The sequence below is a fragment of the Providencia rettgeri genome, assembly GCF_001874625.1.
Taxonomy (GTDB): Bacteria; Pseudomonadota; Gammaproteobacteria; order Enterobacterales; family Enterobacteriaceae; genus Providencia; species Providencia huashanensis.
In genome coordinates this window covers 4,450,907-4,468,804 of record NZ_CP017671.1, presented here as the reverse complement: position 1 = coordinate 4,468,804, position 17,898 = coordinate 4,450,907, and the positions used below count along the sequence as shown (strand labels likewise).

General features: G+C 42.7%; 13 protein-coding genes, 3 tRNA genes and 1 pseudogene. 16 read left to right on the top strand and 1 reads right to left on the bottom strand.

Annotated features, from left to right (window positions below; translation table 11 throughout):
* The first annotated feature begins 62 nt into the window (after positions 1 to 62).
* The 4 genes from orn to RB151_RS20675 all read left to right on the top strand — a co-directional run bounded on the left by orn (position 63) and on the right by RB151_RS20675 (position 1,178).
* Entirely contained in the window at positions 63 to 608 is a 546-nt protein-coding gene (orn, locus tag RB151_RS20690) for an oligoribonuclease (RefSeq protein WP_042845823.1), read from the top strand.
* 262 nt (positions 609 to 870) lie between these two features.
* Positions 871 to 946 (top strand) — tRNA-Gly (locus RB151_RS20685).
* Between the two features lie 40 nt (positions 947 to 986).
* A tRNA-Gly gene (locus tag RB151_RS20680) sits at positions 987 to 1,062 on the top strand.
* A 40-nt stretch (positions 1,063 to 1,102) separates the two neighbouring features.
* A tRNA-Gly gene (locus RB151_RS20675) sits at positions 1,103 to 1,178 on the top strand.
* 685 nt (positions 1,179 to 1,863) lie between these two features.
* Here the strand turns inward: RB151_RS20675 and queG are convergent.
* Entirely contained in the window at positions 1,864 to 3,045 is a 1,182-nt protein-coding gene (gene queG / locus RB151_RS20670) for a tRNA epoxyqueuosine(34) reductase QueG (RefSeq protein ID WP_071548704.1), read from the bottom strand.
* A gap of 293 nt (positions 3,046 to 3,338) precedes the next feature.
* On the opposite strand from queG, the gene tsaE reads away from it, so the two are divergent.
* From tsaE to rlmB, 12 genes and pseudogenes are all read left to right on the top strand, one after another.
* A complete protein-coding gene (tsaE, locus tag RB151_RS20665) occupies positions 3,339 to 3,803 on the top strand; it encodes a tRNA (adenosine(37)-N6)-threonylcarbamoyltransferase complex ATPase subunit type 1 TsaE (protein ID WP_042845821.1) in 465 nt (154 codons plus the stop codon).
* A gap of 14 nt (positions 3,804 to 3,817) precedes the next feature.
* The gene (amiB, locus tag RB151_RS20660) at positions 3,818 to 5,104 is read left to right on the top strand and encodes an N-acetylmuramoyl-L-alanine amidase AmiB (protein WP_042845820.1); all 1,287 of its coding nucleotides are present in this window, start codon (positions 3,818 to 3,820) and stop codon (positions 5,102 to 5,104) included.
* A gap of 13 nt (positions 5,105 to 5,117) precedes the next feature.
* On the top strand, positions 5,118 to 7,079 hold the full coding sequence (mutL, locus tag RB151_RS20655) for a DNA mismatch repair endonuclease MutL (protein ID WP_042845819.1): 1,962 nt from the start codon (positions 5,118 to 5,120) through the stop codon (positions 7,077 to 7,079).
* A complete protein-coding gene (miaA, locus tag RB151_RS20650) occupies positions 7,072 to 8,013 on the top strand; it encodes a tRNA (adenosine(37)-N6)-dimethylallyltransferase MiaA (RefSeq protein ID WP_042845818.1) in 942 nt (313 codons plus the stop codon). Before mutL ends, miaA begins: the two co-directional genes overlap by 8 nt.
* A 106-nt stretch (positions 8,014 to 8,119) precedes the next feature.
* Positions 8,120 to 8,419: an RNA chaperone Hfq gene (hfq, locus tag RB151_RS20645; protein ID WP_042845817.1), complete on the top strand. Its 300-nt coding sequence runs from the start codon at positions 8,120 to 8,122 to the stop codon at positions 8,417 to 8,419.
* A gap of 92 nt (positions 8,420 to 8,511) precedes the next feature.
* Positions 8,512 to 9,793: pseudogene (gene hflX, locus RB151_RS20640) on the top strand (ribosome rescue GTPase HflX).
* A gap of 84 nt (positions 9,794 to 9,877) precedes the next feature.
* Positions 9,878 to 11,080, top strand: coding sequence for an FtsH protease activity modulator HflK (gene hflK, locus RB151_RS20635; protein ID WP_042845813.1), 1,203 nt, complete (start codon positions 9,878 to 9,880; stop codon positions 11,078 to 11,080).
* A 2-nt stretch (positions 11,081 to 11,082) separates the two neighbouring features.
* Positions 11,083 to 12,084, top strand: a complete 1,002-nt coding sequence (gene hflC, locus RB151_RS20630; protein WP_042845811.1) for a protease modulator HflC — start codon at positions 11,083 to 11,085, stop codon at positions 12,082 to 12,084.
* Between the two features lie 280 nt (positions 12,085 to 12,364).
* Complete coding sequence (locus tag RB151_RS20625; RefSeq protein ID WP_042845810.1) at positions 12,365 to 13,666, top strand: adenylosuccinate synthase; 1,302 nt, start codon at positions 12,365 to 12,367, stop codon at positions 13,664 to 13,666.
* Between the two features lie 366 nt (positions 13,667 to 14,032).
* Positions 14,033 to 14,455, top strand: coding sequence for a nitric oxide-sensing transcriptional repressor NsrR (gene nsrR, locus RB151_RS20620; protein WP_004907407.1), 423 nt, complete (start codon positions 14,033 to 14,035; stop codon positions 14,453 to 14,455).
* Positions 14,456 to 14,497: 42 nt separating this feature from the next.
* On the top strand, positions 14,498 to 16,966 hold the full coding sequence (gene rnr, locus RB151_RS20615) for a ribonuclease R (protein WP_042845806.1): 2,469 nt from the start codon (positions 14,498 to 14,500) through the stop codon (positions 16,964 to 16,966).
* A gap of 86 nt (positions 16,967 to 17,052) precedes the next feature.
* The gene (gene rlmB, locus RB151_RS20610; protein WP_071548703.1) at positions 17,053 to 17,799 is read left to right on the top strand and encodes a 23S rRNA (guanosine(2251)-2'-O)-methyltransferase RlmB; all 747 of its coding nucleotides are present in this window, start codon (positions 17,053 to 17,055) and stop codon (positions 17,797 to 17,799) included.
* Positions 17,800 to 17,898 lie beyond the last annotated feature (99 nt).

Sequence of the window (17,898 nt, the reverse complement as noted above, 5' to 3'; positions counted from 1 at the left end):
TCACTTAAGGCATGAACAGTGCTATCATACCTTAACTTCATAGAATGCAGTTAGGGTATATCATGCAAAAGAATGAGAATAATTTAATTTGGATCGATTTAGAAATGACTGGTCTCGACCCCGTTCGTGATCGCATTATTGAAATTGCCACTATTGTAACAGATAGTCATCTTAATATTTTAGCAGAAGGCCCCGTAATTGCAGTACATCAGACTGATGAGCAACTTGCGTTAATGGATGAATGGAACGTGAATACTCACACCAACAGTGGGTTAGTTGAGCGCGTACGTAAAAGTACAGTGAGTGAGCGTGAAGCGGAGTTAGCCACTATTGAGTTTTTAGAAAAATGGGTTCCTCAGGGGGCATCCCCAATTTGTGGCAATAGTGTTGGGCAAGATAGGCGTTTTCTGTTCAACTATATGCCTGAATTAGAACGCTATTTTCACTATCGTTACCTTGACGTTAGTACGCTAAAAGAGCTTGCTCGCCGTTGGAAGCCTGAGATTTTAGCGGGTTTCACTAAGAAAAATACTCACCAAGCCCTTGATGATATTCGTGAATCAGTCGCTGAGCTAGCTTATTATCGAGAGACATTTATTAAAGGATGAAAAGGTTTATAAATCTGCGGTCAATAGGCTGGTATAAGTATTATTGTTGAGTAAGTTACCAATGTTAATGTATTGAAATCAGATTTTTACAACGTTTGTTGATAAAATCACCATTGTGACTATTTTGTCGGCAAACGAATAAAAAAATTAAAAATTTGGGTCTAGGGGCTTGCTAGAATCTGAATTTTTCGTATAATGCGCTCCCCGTACCGATGAAGTTTTTGTAGTTAAGTCGGCACGTGGAATACCTAGAAATGGTGATGCGGGAATAGCTCAGTTGGTAGAGCACGACCTTGCCAAGGTCGGGGTCGCGAGTTCGAGTCTCGTTTCCCGCTCCAAATTTTCTTGGTGTTTTAGCTAAAGCACTATTTTCGTGATGCGGGAATAGCTCAGTTGGTAGAGCACGACCTTGCCAAGGTCGGGGTCGCGAGTTCGAGTCTCGTTTCCCGCTCCAAACTTTCTTAGTGTTTTAGTGATAGCAATACCCACCAAATGCGGGAATAGCTCAGTTGGTAGAGCACGACCTTGCCAAGGTCGGGGTCGCGAGTTCGAGTCTCGTTTCCCGCTCCAATATTTTCTTATCGTATTATTTTCTCTTATTACTCTTTCGTATTATTTACTCACACTTAAATCTAAGTGAAATCACGTATCGTTATAAATTCTGACGATCGGCTGCTTTTTGGTACATATAATTTCTACAAGCTAGGATCGACACGGCTTAAACGATCTTTTCCAGATCTTATTCCGATTTTTACTTGCATTCATCATCCGGTCGCCATAGAATAGCCACCCCTTGCTAATAGGGTGTTCTATTTGGTGTTTTATTTAAAAGTGGTTAGGTTAGCTTATTAGACAAAAAATTATTTTTTACCGGGTTTTACTCTTTTTTCATGGTAACTTGGTCTTTTAGTCACTTTATATCGATTAATCAACGTAAAATCAGTTTTTTTCTCTTATTACCTCATTGAAAAGTTATCCACAGCCTCGCCAATCTTAATGGACGATTATTGTCGTTTGAAATAACTTATTGCACAGAGTTATCCACAGAATGATAGGTTGTTTTTGTTTACATTATCAAGATATGACTTGTTAATTACTCTTTTGTAACCCATTGATTTTTAGTGGTGGGATATATTTTTCTAAAATGTGTTGAGCACGACTTGCAAATTCTTTACCTATTGGTAGCTAAGCCTTTTTTTATTTTATTCACATCTGTTTGACAATTCTTTTTTTTGAATATATAGCCGCGCTTTTTTTAGGCGTCTCTAGGCAAACCTTTAGTAATGGCGCGTACAAGACGCTTTTGTTGTGAAGTTTGAATTGTTACTTGATTTTCGTTGCGTCGATTGAGCTGCTGTTGGATTGCCCAGTGGAAGTGTTCATCCAGCATCCCGTTGATCCCTAAACGGTTTTGTAAGGCAAGTACAATGTTATCTTGGTAGGGGGCATTACCTAATGCTACGCTAATATTGCGTAACCATTTGATATAACCAATTCTGCGGATCGCCGATCCTTCTGTCAACGTTAAAAATTTATCTTCTGTCCATGAAAAAAGCTCAAGAAGTTCAGGGGTGTGCAACGCTCGTCTCGGGCTGAAATCTTCTTCATCGGTAAGCTGTGAAAAACGGTTCCATGGGCAAATCAATTGGCAGTCATCACAACCATAGATGCGATTTCCCATTAATGGCCTAAATTCTTCAGGAATAGCGCTATCTAACTCGATAGTAAGGTAAGAAATGCAACGCCTTGCATCTACGGTATAAGGTTCGACAATCGCGCCAGTGGGGCAGGTCGTCATACAAGCCACACAGCGCCCGCAACCCTCTTCGATAGGTTGATCAATAGGCACTGGTAAGTTAATCAATAACTCGCCTAGAAAAAACCAAGACCCTGCCTCACGATTTAATACGAGAGAATGTTTCCCTGTCCAGCCTAAGCCTGCTTTAACGGCAAGGGGACGCTCTAAGATAGGTGCTGAATCGACAAAAGGCCTAAAGTTAAGGTCGTCAACATGGATACCATTTGCTAGCATCATCCCATCAAATTCGCGACAATAGGCTAAAATACGGTCAGAAAGTACTTTTAAACGTTTTTTCAATAGCTTATGATAGTCACGGGCAAGAGCATAACGGCTAATATAGCCTAGCTCTGGGTTATTCAGTGTACTGGCAAATGCGGCTTTGGCTGGAAGGTAGTTCATGCGTACACTGATGACGCGTAATGTGCCGGGGTGTAATTCATGAGGTCTAGCACGCATCATACCGTGGCGGTTCATCCATTCCATTTCTCCATGGTATTGTTTGTCTAACCATGCTTGCAGCTTGGGTTCTTCTTCAGATAGATCTGTATCGCAGATCCCCACCTGTTGGAAGCCCGCTTCAATGCCCCATTGTTTGATATTCTGGGCCAGAAGATTGAGATCGAGGTATGTCGCCATAGATCCTATTATGGTAAAGGTTAAAACGGCAGGCACTCTATCATGTCCTGTGTTTTTCATCAAAATACAGGAAAAAAATGCCTCAATAATTTAGAACTATTATAGGATATTTCTGATCTCATCATTCAAGTCATGTTAATTAAGAAAAATGGCCCGGCTTGGGTTAAGATAAGCAGTAATAATGATATTAATTGTTATATCTGTTATCCATTATTGCGCTATGAACAATAATGCAAAAGATCTTAGGCCTAAACAGGCTAGATAGTTCACTAATGACGTAATCAAAGAACAATATGAAAGAACGTACAATACAACTTGCCAACGAAGAGCAAACTGTTGCGCTAGGTTGCACTATCGCTAAAGCTTGCCAGCAAAATACCGTGATCCACTTGTTTGGAGATCTTGGGGCAGGGAAAACAACCTTCAGCCGTGGTTTCTTGCAGGCTCTTGGTCATCAAGGTCATGTAAAAAGCCCAACTTATACATTGGTTGAGCCATATGAATTAGCGGGTCGTCAGGTTTTTCACTTTGACCTTTATCGCTTAGCCGATCCCGAAGAACTTGAATTCATGGGGATCCGTGATTATTTTTCTGAAAATTCGATCTGTTTGGTTGAATGGCCGCAGCAAGGTAAAGGTTTTTTGCCTGAAGCGGATCTTGAGCTCCATCTAACCTATCAAGGTGAAGGGCGTCAGGCTCACTTTATTGCTTTGTCTGCAAATGGGGAGTCGTTGTTAGAAGCATTATCCCTACTTTAAGGAAGCTATTGCTCATGTTGAATGCATCAATACATAAAATAACAAAAAAGGGTTTTTTTACTGTTTTCTTCCTGTTTATGTTATCGATAGTGTGGTTGTTTGTTGCGAAAGCACAGGCAGCGACGTTGTCTAATATTCAAGTCAGTAATAGCCCATCACAGGCAGAAGTGACCCTAAGCTTTACCGATGGTAAGCCTGATTACTCGTATTTTCCATTGCATTCACCTGAGCGCCTTGTTATTGATCTAAAACAACGGGGCGAGATCATTGGGCTCCCCCTTAAAGTCCCCGCGGGTGATTTAGTTAAATTGGTGCGCTCGAGCCAACCGTCAGATAATCAACATAAAAGAGTCGTCTTGGAGTTGTCTCGGGCTGCAAAAACTAAAGTGCAACTTAAGCAAGTTTCTGGCCAATACCAATTAATATTTACCATTTATACCGGTAATTCAGCAAATTCAGCATCACTAAATCGGACGAGTAGTGCAGCGGCTCCAGTGGCAAATAGTGCGTCGGATAAACCATTAAAAATGAATAAGCCAGCCCCTGTTGCAACACCTGTTCCCGTAAATAATAAGCAACTGCCAAAAGGCTCTAAACAAGTTGTAATTGCGATTGATGCAGGGCACGGAGGAAAGGACCCCGGGGCAATTGGTAAAAATGGTTACAGAGAGAAAGATGTTACGCTCAGTGTTGCACGCAAGTTATATCAGCGCCTTGAGGCGGACCCAATGTTCAAGCCCGCAATGACGCGTGATGGCGACTACTTTATTTCAGTCAGCGGTCGCTCTGAGGTTGCACGTAAAAAAAGCGCTAACATGTTAGTGTCTATACATGCGGATTCTGCGCCGAATAGCCGTGCTCGTGGGGCTTCTGTATGGGTATTATCTAACCGGCGTGCAAACAGTGAATTAGGTAGCTGGTTAGAGCAACGTGAGAAACAATCGGAACTATTAGGTGGGGCAGGTGATGCGCTTAGTGGTGCTGATCCTTACTTAAGCCAAGCGGTTTTAGACCTGCAATTTGGTCATTCCCAACGAGTTGGTTATGATGTTGCGGTTAAAGTTATCGAACAACTACGGAAAGTTGGCAATATTCATAAAAAAACACCAGAACATGCAAGCCTTGGTGTACTTCGCTCTCCTGACATTCCATCAATTTTAGTTGAGACAGGGTTTATCAGTAATACAGCTGAAGAGCAATTGTTGAAATCCAATGAATATCAAGACAAAGTTGCTGAAGCTATTCATTTAGGGTTACGCCAATATTTCCTTGCGAATCCAATACAAGCGGCACCACGCTAAGGGGTTTTGGGTCATGGCAATACACATTCTCTCTCCTCAACTCGCAAACCAAATTGCCGCAGGTGAAGTGGTTGAAAGGCCTGCCTCAGTAGTGAAAGAGCTTGTTGAGAATAGCCTTGATGCTGGGGCTACACGGGTTGATATCGATATTGAACGTGGGGGAGAGAAACTGATCCGCATCCGTGATAATGGCTGTGGGATTAGCAAAGATGAGCTGATCCTCGCTTTAGCACGTCATGCAACCAGTAAAATCGCAACGTTAGATGACCTTGAAGCGATTATGAGTATGGGGTTCAGAGGGGAGGCTCTTGCCAGTATTAGCTCGGTTTCACGTTTGACCTTAACATCAAAACCAGCAGATCAAACAGAAGCATGGCAGTCTTACGCTGAAGGTCGGGATATGGAAGTGTTAGTTAAGCCCGCGGCCCACCCAAATGGCACAACCGTTGAGGTGTTAGATTTATTCTATAACACGCCAGCACGGCGCAAATTTATGCGTACAGAAAAAACGGAATTTGGCCATATCGATGAAGTTGTTCGTCGTATTGCGTTATCTCGCCCTGATGTTGCTATTAACCTGACGCACAATGGCAAATTGGTGAAGCAATATCGTGCTGCCCATGATGAAACTCAACAAGAAAGGCGGCTTGGTACCATCTGTGGTACCGCTTTTATGCAAGGCGCATTGAGCTTATCTTGGGAACATAGTGACCTTGCTATTAAAGGCTGGGTGGTTTCACCATCGAATATGCCAGTTAGTGAAGCACAATATTGTTATGTGAACGGTAGAATGATGCGTGACCGGCTGATTAATCATGCAATACGTCAAGCTTATGAAGGGCATTTAGAAGAAAACCAGCAGCCTGCCTATGTCCTTTATTTGACCATTGACCCGAAACAGGTTGATGTTAATGTGCATCCGGCAAAACATGAAGTGCGTTTCCATCAGGCTCGCTTAGTCCATGATTTTATTTATCAGGCTGTTCGTACTGTACTACTAGAAGCAGCATCAATTGGTGAATTGCCTGGTATTGAACCTGCAAATGCAGAATTTGAAAACCGTACCTCAGCAGGGGATAATTATTTTTCTTCTGTATCTTCTTCAACGAAGCCTGCTGAAACTGAACATGACGCTCGGGAGCCACTGAAACCGTCGTACGAGTCGTACGGAAAGGAGAGCAGGGAAAAGCAAGTTGCAGAGCCTTTGCTATCACAGCCAAAAGCGACATATTCAGGGGCCATAAAGACAGAATCAAAAAACCTCGCACCGGCCTACGACAAAAAAGCAGGTAGCCTTTACCAAAGCTTAATGTCGATCCCTGTTGCCCCTGAAGATAAAAAAACGCTATTTCCAGAACGGCAAACTATAGATAACCCGCAAGTTACGTCACAATCTGTAGCAAAAAATGCGGATGACTACCTTTTTGGCAAAGTATTGACAATTTACGCAAAAAACTTTGCATTAATTGAGTCTTCATTAGGGTTAATCCTGCTATCCTTAACGGAAGCTAATTATTTATTGAAACTTGCGCAATTGTCACCTGCGGAAGGTGGTTTAAAGCCTCAACCATTGTTAATCCCTCTAAAATTGTCACTTAAAAGTGATGAAATAGAGGTTTTACAGCGGTACAAGGAACAATTGACAATATTTGGTATCGAAGCCACGATATTTCATGGAAAAGTAACAATTCATACGGTATCGTTACCATTAAGAACACAAAATTTATCACAGCTTTTTTCTGACTTGCTCGGTTTTTTATCGACAAAAGAAAGCGTAACCGATGAAGATATCGCACAATGGCTCGCTAAAGCGATTTCACAGGTGAAACCAGATGAAAGCTGGAGTTTAGCTCAGGCTGTCCAGTTGCTGGCTGATGTTGAGCGGGTTTGTCCGCAGTGGGTGAGAAATCCTCCATCAACATTATTACAATTAATTAATTTACAATCCGTGGTAGCTACACTAACAAATGAGTGATTTAGTAACTCAGAAAAAACCTGATGCAATATTCTTAATGGGTCCAACGGCCTCAGGTAAAACCGCTTTAGCGATAGAACTTCGCAAGCATCTGCCTGTGGAAATAATTAGTGTCGATTCGGCATTAATTTACCGTGGAATGGATATTGGTACAGCAAAACCAACGGCAGAAGAACTCAGCCAAGCTCCCCACCGTTTGATTGATATTCTCGATCCAGCTCTCCCGTATAGTGCTGCCGACTTTCGCCGTGACGCATTAAATGTAATGGGGGAAATTACAGCACAAGGTAAAATCCCATTATTAGTAGGCGGTACGATGCTGTATTTCAAAGCATTGTTGGAAGGGCTTTCACCATTACCTTCTGCAGATCCTGCTATCCGCTCAGAAATCGAACAAATTGCACAAAAACAAGGGTGGGATGAAATTCACCGTCGTTTGGCTGAGGTGGACCCGGTTGCGGCAGCAAGGATCCACCCTAATGATCCACAAAGATTATCCCGTGCTTTAGAGGTATATCTCATTTCGGGGCAAACTTTGACTGAAATGACACAAACAGCCGGTGAAGAATTGCCTTATAATGTGTTTCAGTTTGCTATTGCGCCACAAGATCGTAAAATTTTACATGAGCGTATAGAACAACGTTTTCATCAGATGATAAACGCGGGCTTTGAAGATGAAGTGCGAGCGCTTTATCAACGAGGTGACTTACATGTCGATCTCCCTTCAATTCGTTGTGTGGGGTACCGGCAAATGTGGTCATACTTAGATGGCGAAATTAGCCATGATGAAATGATTTATCGGGGGGTCTGTGCAACTCGCCAATTGGCAAAACGCCAGATTACCTGGTTAAGAGGCTGGGAAAATATTCACTGGTTAGATAGTGAACAACCTCAGCAAGCGCTTGACACAGTTATGCAGGTTGTATGTGCATAGGACTGATGTTTGTGTACAATTAGAACGTTAAGCGCAATTTTTGAGTAGTTAATTTTGGAATCTTAAAGATTCTCTTTTAAAAACAACAAAATAAGGAAAACATAGAATGGCTAAGGGGCAATCTTTGCAAGATCCGTTCCTGAACGCATTACGTCGTGAAAGGGTTCCGGTCTCTATTTATCTCGTTAATGGCATCAAATTGCAGGGGCAAATTGAATCTTTTGACCAATTTGTCATTTTATTAAAAAACACAGTTAGTCAGATGGTTTATAAACACGCTATCTCTACTGTTGTCCCTGCTCGCCCTGTCTCCCACCATAGCGGTACTGGTGGCAGCACTGGTACTGGTAATGGTAATTACCATTCAGGTGCTCCGGCAGCGCAAGATGGCGAAGTAACTGAGTAAGTTTGTACGCTAAAAGACAAGGAAAGCATGGGTAGGGAGACTATACCTATGTTTTTCCTTTGCAATTATTGTTTAGCCTAAGAGGTTACACCTTGTTTGATAGGTATGAAGGCGGTGAACTAGCGGTATTAGTCCATGTCTTTTTTTCTCAAGAAAAAGACGTTGATAATCTGGCAGAATTCGAGTCACTTGTGACATCTGCTGGGGTAAAGCCAGTACAAATAGTTACGGGCAGTCGTAAAGCTCCTCATCCAAAGTTTTTTGTTGGTGAAGGAAAAGCAGAAGAAATAGCCCAAGCCGTTGAGGAAAGTGGTGCAGATGTGGTGTTGTTTAATCATACTCTAAGCCCTGCTCAAGAACGTAATCTCGAAAGGATTTGCCAATGTAAGGTGGTTGACCGTACAGGGGTAATTTTAGATATTTTTGCTCAACGCGCACGCACGCACGAAGGTAAACTTCAAGTTGAATTGGCTCAATTACGGCATTTATCGACTCGTTTAGTGAGAGGATGGACGCATCTTGAGCGACAAAAAGGCGGGATTGGCTTACGTGGTCCCGGTGAAACTCAACTTGAGACAGACCGGCGGTTATTACGGGACAAAATCAAACAAATTTTATCTCGTCTTAGCCGGGTGGAAAAACAGCGTGAACAAGGGCGTCCAAGCGAGAAGCAAGGCGGATATTCCAACTATATCCCTTGTGGGTTATACCAACGCAGGTAAATCCAGCCTGTTTAACCGTATGACGGCCGCGGATGTTTATGCTGCTGATCAGCTATTTGCAACACTTGACCCAACGCTTCGCCGTATTGATGTAGAAGATGTTGGCGCCGTGGTTCTTGCAGATACTGTGGGTTTTATCCGTCATTTACCACATGATTTGGTTGCGGCATTTAAAGCAACCCTGCAAGAAACACGTGAAGCAACGTTATTGCTGCACGTTATCGATGCAGCAGATAATCGTTTGGATGAAAATATCCATGCAGTTGAAAGCGTGTTGGAAGAAATAGAAGCGGATGAAATACCCGTACTTTTAGTGATGAACAAAGTGGATATGCTGGAAGATTTTATCCCGCGTATCGACAGAGATGAGGATAACAAACCTGTTCGTGTCTGGGTCTCAGCACAAACGGGTGATGGTATCCCGTTGCTGTTACAAGCATTGACGGAACGTCTTTCAGGTGAGATCGCACATGTTGAATTGCGTTTACCACCTAATGAAGGTCGTTTGCGAAGCCGTTTTTATCAACTCCAATCTATCGAACGTGAGTGGTTGGAAGAGGACGGCTCAATCGGCCTTGAGGTGCGTATGCCAATGGTGGATTGGCGACGTCTGTGCAAACAAGAGCAGCAATTACCTGACTACGTTATATAATTGTATAGTTAGGCAATGGAATTGATATTAAGAGCCCTATCGCTCTTAGCCCTGAAAATCAATCATAAAGAATGGAGCTAAAACATGGCGTGGAATCAGCCCGGTAATGACGGACAAGACCGCGATCCGTGGGGAAGCGGCAATAAAGGCGGCAACTCTGGCGGGAACAAAGGTGGTCGGAAACGTGGGGCTTATGATCTCGACGATCTCTTTCGTAAACTAGGCAGTAAGCTTGGTGGAAATAAAGGCAGCGGTGGCGGTGATGGTGATAACAAACAATCATCACCAATTAGTGGCCGTTTAGGTATGTTAGCTCTTGCTGCCATCGTTGTTGTATGGGCCGGCTCAGGTTTCTACACCATTAAAGAAAGTGACCGTGGTGTAGTTTTACGTTTTGGTGAATATAGTGGCATTGTTGGGCCTGGTTTGAACTGGAAACCTACGTTTATTGATAGGGTTATACCTGTTAACGTAGAAACTGTTCGTGAACAAGCTACAAATGGCATGATGTTAACATCAGATGAAAACGTGATCCGCGTTGAAATGAACGTTCAGTATCGTGTTACCGACCCAGCACAATATTTATTTAGTGTAACGAACCCAGACAACAGTTTACGTCAGGCGTTAGATAGCGCAGTGCGTGGTGTTATTGGTCAGTCTGCGATGGAGCAAGTACTGACTACGAATCGTGCTTTTATCCGTGATGTCACACAAAAAGAGCTCGAAGCAACAATCGCACCATACAAAATGGGTATCACATTACTCGATGTCAACTTCCAAGCCGCGCGTCCACCAGAGGATGTTAAAGCAGCCTTTGATGACGTAATTGCAGCAAGGGAAGAAGAACAAAAAACAATTCGTGAAGCTCATGCTTATCGAAATGAAGTTCTTCCATTGGCAAAAGGTAATGCTCAAAAGCTGATTGAAGAAGCAGAAGCTTATAAAGCGAGTGTGGTCTTCAAAGCAGAGGGTGAGGTGGCAAGCTTTGCCAAAATGTTACCTGAATATCGTGCTGCGCCAGAGATAACTCGTGAGCGTCTCTATATTGATACGATGGAACGAGTTCTGAGCAATACACGTAAAATCATCGCGAATGATAAGAGCAACAGCATGCTAGTTCTGCCGCTTGATCAAATTATGCGTAATGGTAATGCAGCACAAGCACCAAAAGTGGCTCCATCAGCAAGAATGACGACACCAAGTAATAATTCGTCATCTTCAGGCGCAACTTCTACGCAGCCAAATAACGCTGTCCGTGGTGATGCAGTTAGAGTAGGGAGACAATAATCATGCGTAAATCGCTAATTGTTATCGTTATTGCCATTTTGGCAGTTGCATACGCATCTATCTTTATTGTGCCTCAAACGGATCGCGGTATTGTTTTGCGTTTTGGTAAGGTTCTGCGTGACTCCGAAAACAAGCCGATCATTTATGAGCCGGGTCTACATTTTAAAGTGCCATTTATTGAAACGGTTAAAATGTTAGACGCACGTATTCAGACGCTGGAAATTCAAGCTGACCGTTATTTGACGAGTGAAAACAAAGATTTAATGGTGGATTCATACCTGAAATGGCGCGTTACTGATTTCAGCCGTTACTATGTAGCGACGGGTGGCGGTAACCCATATCAAGCAGAAACACTATTAAAACGTAAGTTTAGTGACCGTTTACGTTCTGAGTTTGGTCGTTTAAGCGTTAAAGATATCATTACAGACTCTCGTGGTCGTTTAACTATTGATGTCCGTGATGCACTGAATAAAGGTTCTGCTACAGACGAAGCAACGAAAGATGCGGATGCAGCGATTGCTGATGCAGCAAAACGTGTAGAAGAAGAAACTAACCTGAAGCCACTGGTTGTTAATGCAAATAGTATGGCTGCATTAGGTATTGAAGTCGTTGACGTACGTATTAAACGTATTGAACTGCCAAATGAAGTTTCTGAAGCTATCTATGCTCGTATGCGTGCAGAGCGTGAAGCGGTAGCTCGTCAGCATCGTTCACAAGGCCAGGAAGAAGCGACTAAAATTCGTGCAGTTGCAGATAAAACTGTAACTGAAACCCTAGCAGAAGCTGAACGTACTGCTCTGACTTATCGAGGTGAAGGCGATGCAATGGCAACGAAACTGTTTGCTGATGCATTCAACCAAGACCCAGAGTTCTATGCATTTATTCGTAGCTTGCGTGCTTATGAGCAAAGCTTCAAGAGTGGTGAAGACGTGATGGTAATGAGTCCTGATACCGATTTCTTCCGCTTTATGAAAGCACCTACTAAGCTTCGCGCGACAGATTAATAAATAAGCTAAGTTGCGTGCAACCTAGCAAAATAACTGTTAAGCTATTAAAGAAAAGCCCGCTTCGGTGGGCTTTTTTTCGCCTGTCGTTTTAAGTGTAGGATTTTTCAGGGAAAATTTAAGCTGCTCAACTGATGATATTCACTTTGAGTTTACGGCAGAAATAAAAATACCATTTTACTTGCTTTCCAGAAAAAAATTTTTGTAATGCCAAAATATCACTGGAACAGTTCATTTTTGATGGTAGAATTCATTTTTAAGCAACCGAGTGTATTTCAAAATGGGTAAGAACGTTGTCGTACTGGGCACCCAATGGGGTGACGAAGGGAAGGGCAAGATCGTTGACTTGCTGACAGAGCGTGCTAAATATGTAGTTCGCTATCAGGGCGGCCATAATGCTGGCCATACTCTTGTTGTAAACGGTGAAAAAACCGTTCTCCACTTAATTCCATCCGGTATTCTTCGTGAAAATGTCATCAGTATTATTGCTAATGGTGTAGTTCTAGCGCCAGATGCATTAATGAAAGAAATGAAAGAATTGGAAGACCGCGGTGTTCCTGTTCGAGAACGCTTACGTCTTTCTGAAGCCTGCCCACTGATCCTGCCTTATCATATTGCATTAGATAATGCGCGCGAAAAAGCACGCGGTTCTAAAGCGATCGGTACAACGGGTCGTGGTATTGGTCCTGCTTATGAAGATAAAGTTGCACGTCGCGGTTTACGTGTTGGTGATTTGTTTGATAAAGCAACGTTTGCAGAAAAATTAAAAGAAATCGTTGAATATCATAATTTCCAACTGGTTCATTACTATAAAGAACCTGCTGTTGATTACCAGAAAACGTTAGATGATATTATGGCTGTTGCTGACATCTTGACTGGCATGGTAATTGATGTTTCTGATCTGCTCTATAAAGCCAATCAGAAGAATGAATTAGTGATGTTTGAAGGTGCGCAAGGTACATTACTGGATATCGACCACGGTACTTACCCTTATGTGACGTCTTCAAATACAACGGCTGGTGGTGTTGCGACAGGTTCAGGCTTAGGTCCGCGCTATGTTAACTACGTACTGGGTATCATTAAAGCTTACTCTACACGTGTTGGTGCTGGTCCATTCCCAACTGAACTATTTGATGAAGTGGGTGACTTCCTGCGTGAGAAAGGCCAAGAATTTGGTGCGACTACAGGTCGTAAACGTCGTACAGGTTGGTTAGATATCGTTGCTATTAACCGTGCGGTACAGATCAACTCATTGTCAGGCTTCTGTATGACTAAACTGGACGTGTTAGACGGTTTAGAAGAAGTTAAACTTTGTGTCGGTTACCGTCGTCCAGATGGCCAAATACTTGAAACTACGCCTTTGGCGGCAGACGAGTGGGATGGTTTAGAGCCAGTTTATGAATCAATGCCGGGTTGGAAAGAAACAACTTTTGGTGTGAAACAAAGAGAATTACTGCCACAAGCTGCTTTGAATTACATTAAACGTGTTGAAGACTTAACCGGTATTCCAGTTGATATTATTTCAACCGGTCCAGATCGTTCAGAAACAATGATCTTACGTGACCCATTTGACGTTGAGTAATAACACTGACAGCGCCTAATACAGGCGCTGTTTTTTTACTGCCTTATCCACATTTCCTGCCTTGTGATGTATCTTCTTTGATAAAGCATTCCAAATTTCACATAATATCCGCATAATGATTGATAAAATTGAATCTTCTGTATGTATTTTGTGCAATTAAGTGCATATTTGATTTGGGTAATACGCTAAACTGTATTTAAGTCTATATAATTTACTTACGTGCTCTATTTTATGCAGAAAGTAACGTTTCTGGGAGTAAAATAGAAAATATGCATTTTAAGGTAAGTCACATTTTTTAGGCCAAAAGCTTTTTTAGACTAATCGCTTTGTGGCCAAATGCGTTAAAGCCAAAATTTTGAGGTGATTGTGCAACTAACGAGTTTTACAGACTATGGATTACGAGCTCTGATTTATCTGGCTTCTCTCGGTGAGGGGAAGATGACCAGTATTACAGAGGTCACCGAAGTTTATGGTGTATCTCGTAACCATATGGTGAAAATTATTAATCAACTCAGTCACCTAGGTTATATAAAAGCCACCCGAGGTAAAAATGGCGGGATTACACTTGGGCAACCAGCTGAATCTATTCGTATAGGGGATGTGGTTAGGGCATTAGAGCCCCTAACACTTGTTAATTGTAGTGGTGAATTTTGCCACATAACACCTGCGTGTCGTTTGAAAGGTGTATTACACCAAGCAATACAGCAGTTTTTACAAGAACTTGATCAATATACGCTGGCGGACATGGTAAAAGATAACAGCCCGCTCTATCAATTACTGCTTGATTAATATTCGCAGTAGTTATGAATTCTGATGACAACGGAGGTAACGATGTCACAAGATCCTTTTCAGGAAAGAGAAGCAGAAAAATACGAGTCACCAATTCCAAGTCGAGAATATATTCTTGACCTTATCTCTAAACGTACAGCTCCTGCCAAACGCGAAGAAATCGCACAATTATTGAACTTATCAACTGAAGATGAACTAGAAGCTTTACGTCGCCGGTTAAGAGCGATGGAGCGTGATGGTCAACTGGTCTTTACACGCCGCCAGTGCTATGCGTTGCCAGAACGCCTAGATTTATTAAAAGGAAAGGTAATCGGCCACCGTGATGGTTATGGCTTCTTACGCGTTGATGGTAAAAAAGAAGACTATTATTTGTCTCAAGATGAAATGAAACGCGCTTTGCATGGCGATATCATTTTGGCTCAACCTTATGGGCAAGATCGCAAAGGGCGCACGGAAGTCCGTGTTGTCCGCGTGTTAGAACCCCGTAATAACCAAATTGTTGGCCGTTATTTTATTGAGTCAGGCATGGGGTTTGTTGTACCTGATGATAGCCGCCTTAGTTTTGATATTTTGGTCCCTAAAGACAAAATTAATGGCGCTCGTATGGGGAATGTTGTAGTTGTTGAGTTAGTCACTCGTCCACAACGCCGTTCTCAAGCTGTCGGTAATATTATTGAAGTACTGGGTGAAACGATGGGAACCGGAATGGCGGTTGAAATCGCATTACGCACCCATGAAATTCCACATTCTTGGCCACCTCAAGTTGAAAAACAAGTTGCTGACCTCAGTGAACATGTCCCTGAGTCAGCCAAAAAAGGGCGCGTTGATTTACGCGACTTGCCTTTAGTGACAATTGATGGTGAAGATGCCCGCGACTTTGATGATGCCGTTTATTGTGCACCGAAGAAAGGCGGAGGTTGGCGCTTATGGGTCGCAATTGCGGATGTTAGTTACTATGTTCGTCCGCAGACAGCTCTAGACACCGAAGCGCGTAGCCGCGGTAATTCGGTATACTTCCCATCTCAAGTAGTCCCTATGCTGCCTGAGGTGCTATCAAATGGTCTGTGCTCATTAAACCCAGGTGTTGACCGCTTGTGTATGGTGTGCGAAATGACGGTGTCTGCATCAGGAAAACTGTCTTCATACAAATTTTATGAAGCTGTTATGAGCTCTCATGCAAGGTTAACTTATACAAAAGTATGGAAAATCTTAGAAGGTGATGAAGAGCTACGTGAACACTATAAAGCACTTGTGCCACATATTGAGCATTTGCACCAACTATATAAAGCATTAGATTCCGCACGTATTGAGCGTGGTGCGATTTCTTTTGAATCTGAAGAAGCGAAATTTATTTTTAATGCTGAACGCCGCATTGAAAGTATCGAGCCGGTTGAGCGTAATGATGCACACAAATTGATTGAAGAGTGCATGATTTTAGCTAATATTGCGGCAGCTCGGTTTGTTGAGAAAAACGAAGAGCCCGCGTTATATCGCGTGCATGATCGCCCGAAAGAAGAGAGCGTGATGAATTTACGCTCTGTTTTCAGTGAATTAGGTTTAACTTTACCCGGCGGAATGAAACCTGAGCCAAAAGACTATGCTCAGGTCATGAATGAAGTGGCAGAGCGCCCTGATCATGAATTGCTGCAAACTATGATCCTGCGTTCAATGAAACAAGCTATTTATGACCCAGAAAATCGCGGTCACTTTGGTTTAGGTTTAAAATCGTACGCCCACTTTACGTCGCCAATACGCCGATACCCGGATTTAACATTACACCGTGGTATCAAGTATTTGCTGGCTAAAGAGCACGGTCATTCGGATAAACGTTGGACTGAAACGGGTGGCTGGCATTCTGATATGGACAGTATGCTACAATTAGGTGAGCATTGTTCAATGACTGAGCGCCGTGCTGATGAAGCAACTCGTGACGTCGCAGACTGGCTGAAATGTGACTTTATGCAGGATCAAGTTGGTCAAGTTTTCACAGGGTTAATTACCAGCGTGACCGGTTTTGGTTTCTTTGTTCGTCTGAATGATTTATTTATTGATGGCTTAGTGCATATTTCTACCTTGGATAACGATTACTATCGTTACGATGCTATTGGTCAACGTTTAATTGGTGAGTCATCGGGTACGACCTATCGTCTTGGTGATGAAGTGGAAATCCGTGTTGAAGCCGTGCACATGGATGAGCGTACAATTGATTTTGCTTTGATTTCAACAACTCGCAAGGCTAAAAACCCTGGTAAAACGACTCGGGACAGAATGAAGAAAGATGTCAAAAATGCGACGCGTTCAACCCGTAAAAAAGGGGATGCAAGCAAAGAGAAAAACTTCGAGCCTGATTCTGCATTCCGTCGTTCTGAGAAAAAAGCCAAAAAAGGTGATGCTAAGCCAGATGTGAAAGGTAAAGGAAAGAGTAAAAAACCTTCCGATAAAACCAAGAAAATTACGGCTAAATTAAAAGCAAAACGTGTTGCAAAGAAAATACCAAAACAAGATGGATAGGTCTTTCTTAGCTGTAATACTTTGTTAATTAACGAAAGTGGCGTAAACGCGCCACTTTTACATTTTTATCAATACATAAGAAATTTATGAGCGAAATGATTTATGGCATTCACTCTGTGAAAGCCTTACTTGAGCGTTCACCGCAACGCATTAAAGAAGTGTATATTCTGAAAGGCCGCGAAGACCGTCGATTAATGCCACTCGTGCGTGAAATCGAAGCCTTAGGTGTTGTCGTTCAAGTTGCCAATCGTCAGTGGATGGATGGGAAAACTGAAGGGGCGGTTCACCAAGGTATTATTGCGAAAGTGTTGCCGGGTAAGCAGTATCAAGAAGGTGACTTGCCCGACTTACTCGACAATACTGAGTCGCCATTCTTATTGGTACTCGATGGCGTGACAGACCCTCATAACTTAGGGGCTTGTTTACGTAGTGCGGATGCGGCTGGTGTTCATGCAGTTATTGTTCCGAAAGATAAGTCTGCTCAATTGAATGCAATAGCCAAAAAAGTTGCTTGTGGAGCGGCTGAAAATGTACCGCTTATCCGAGTTACAAATTTGGCAAGAACCTTGCGCTTGTTACAAGAGTACAATGTTTGGATTGTGGGGACAGCGGGAGAAACTGACCATAACTTGTATCAAAGCAAGCTAACGGGGGCTATTGCTCTAGTGATGGGAGCCGAGGGCGAAGGTATGCGCCGTTTAACTCGGGAACATTGTGATGAGCTAATCAGTATCCCGATGGCAGGTTCAGTTTCGTCACTGAATGTCTCCGTTGCAACAGGGGTTTGCTTGTTTGAAGCCGTTCGCCAACGTCTGGCGGGTGTTAGCAAATAAATATTATGGTAATAACTGCATCCATCACTTGAGTTTTATCTCAGGGATGGGTATAGTTACGCGTCAATTTTTTAGCCGCACTCAATAAGTTCCTTGCCT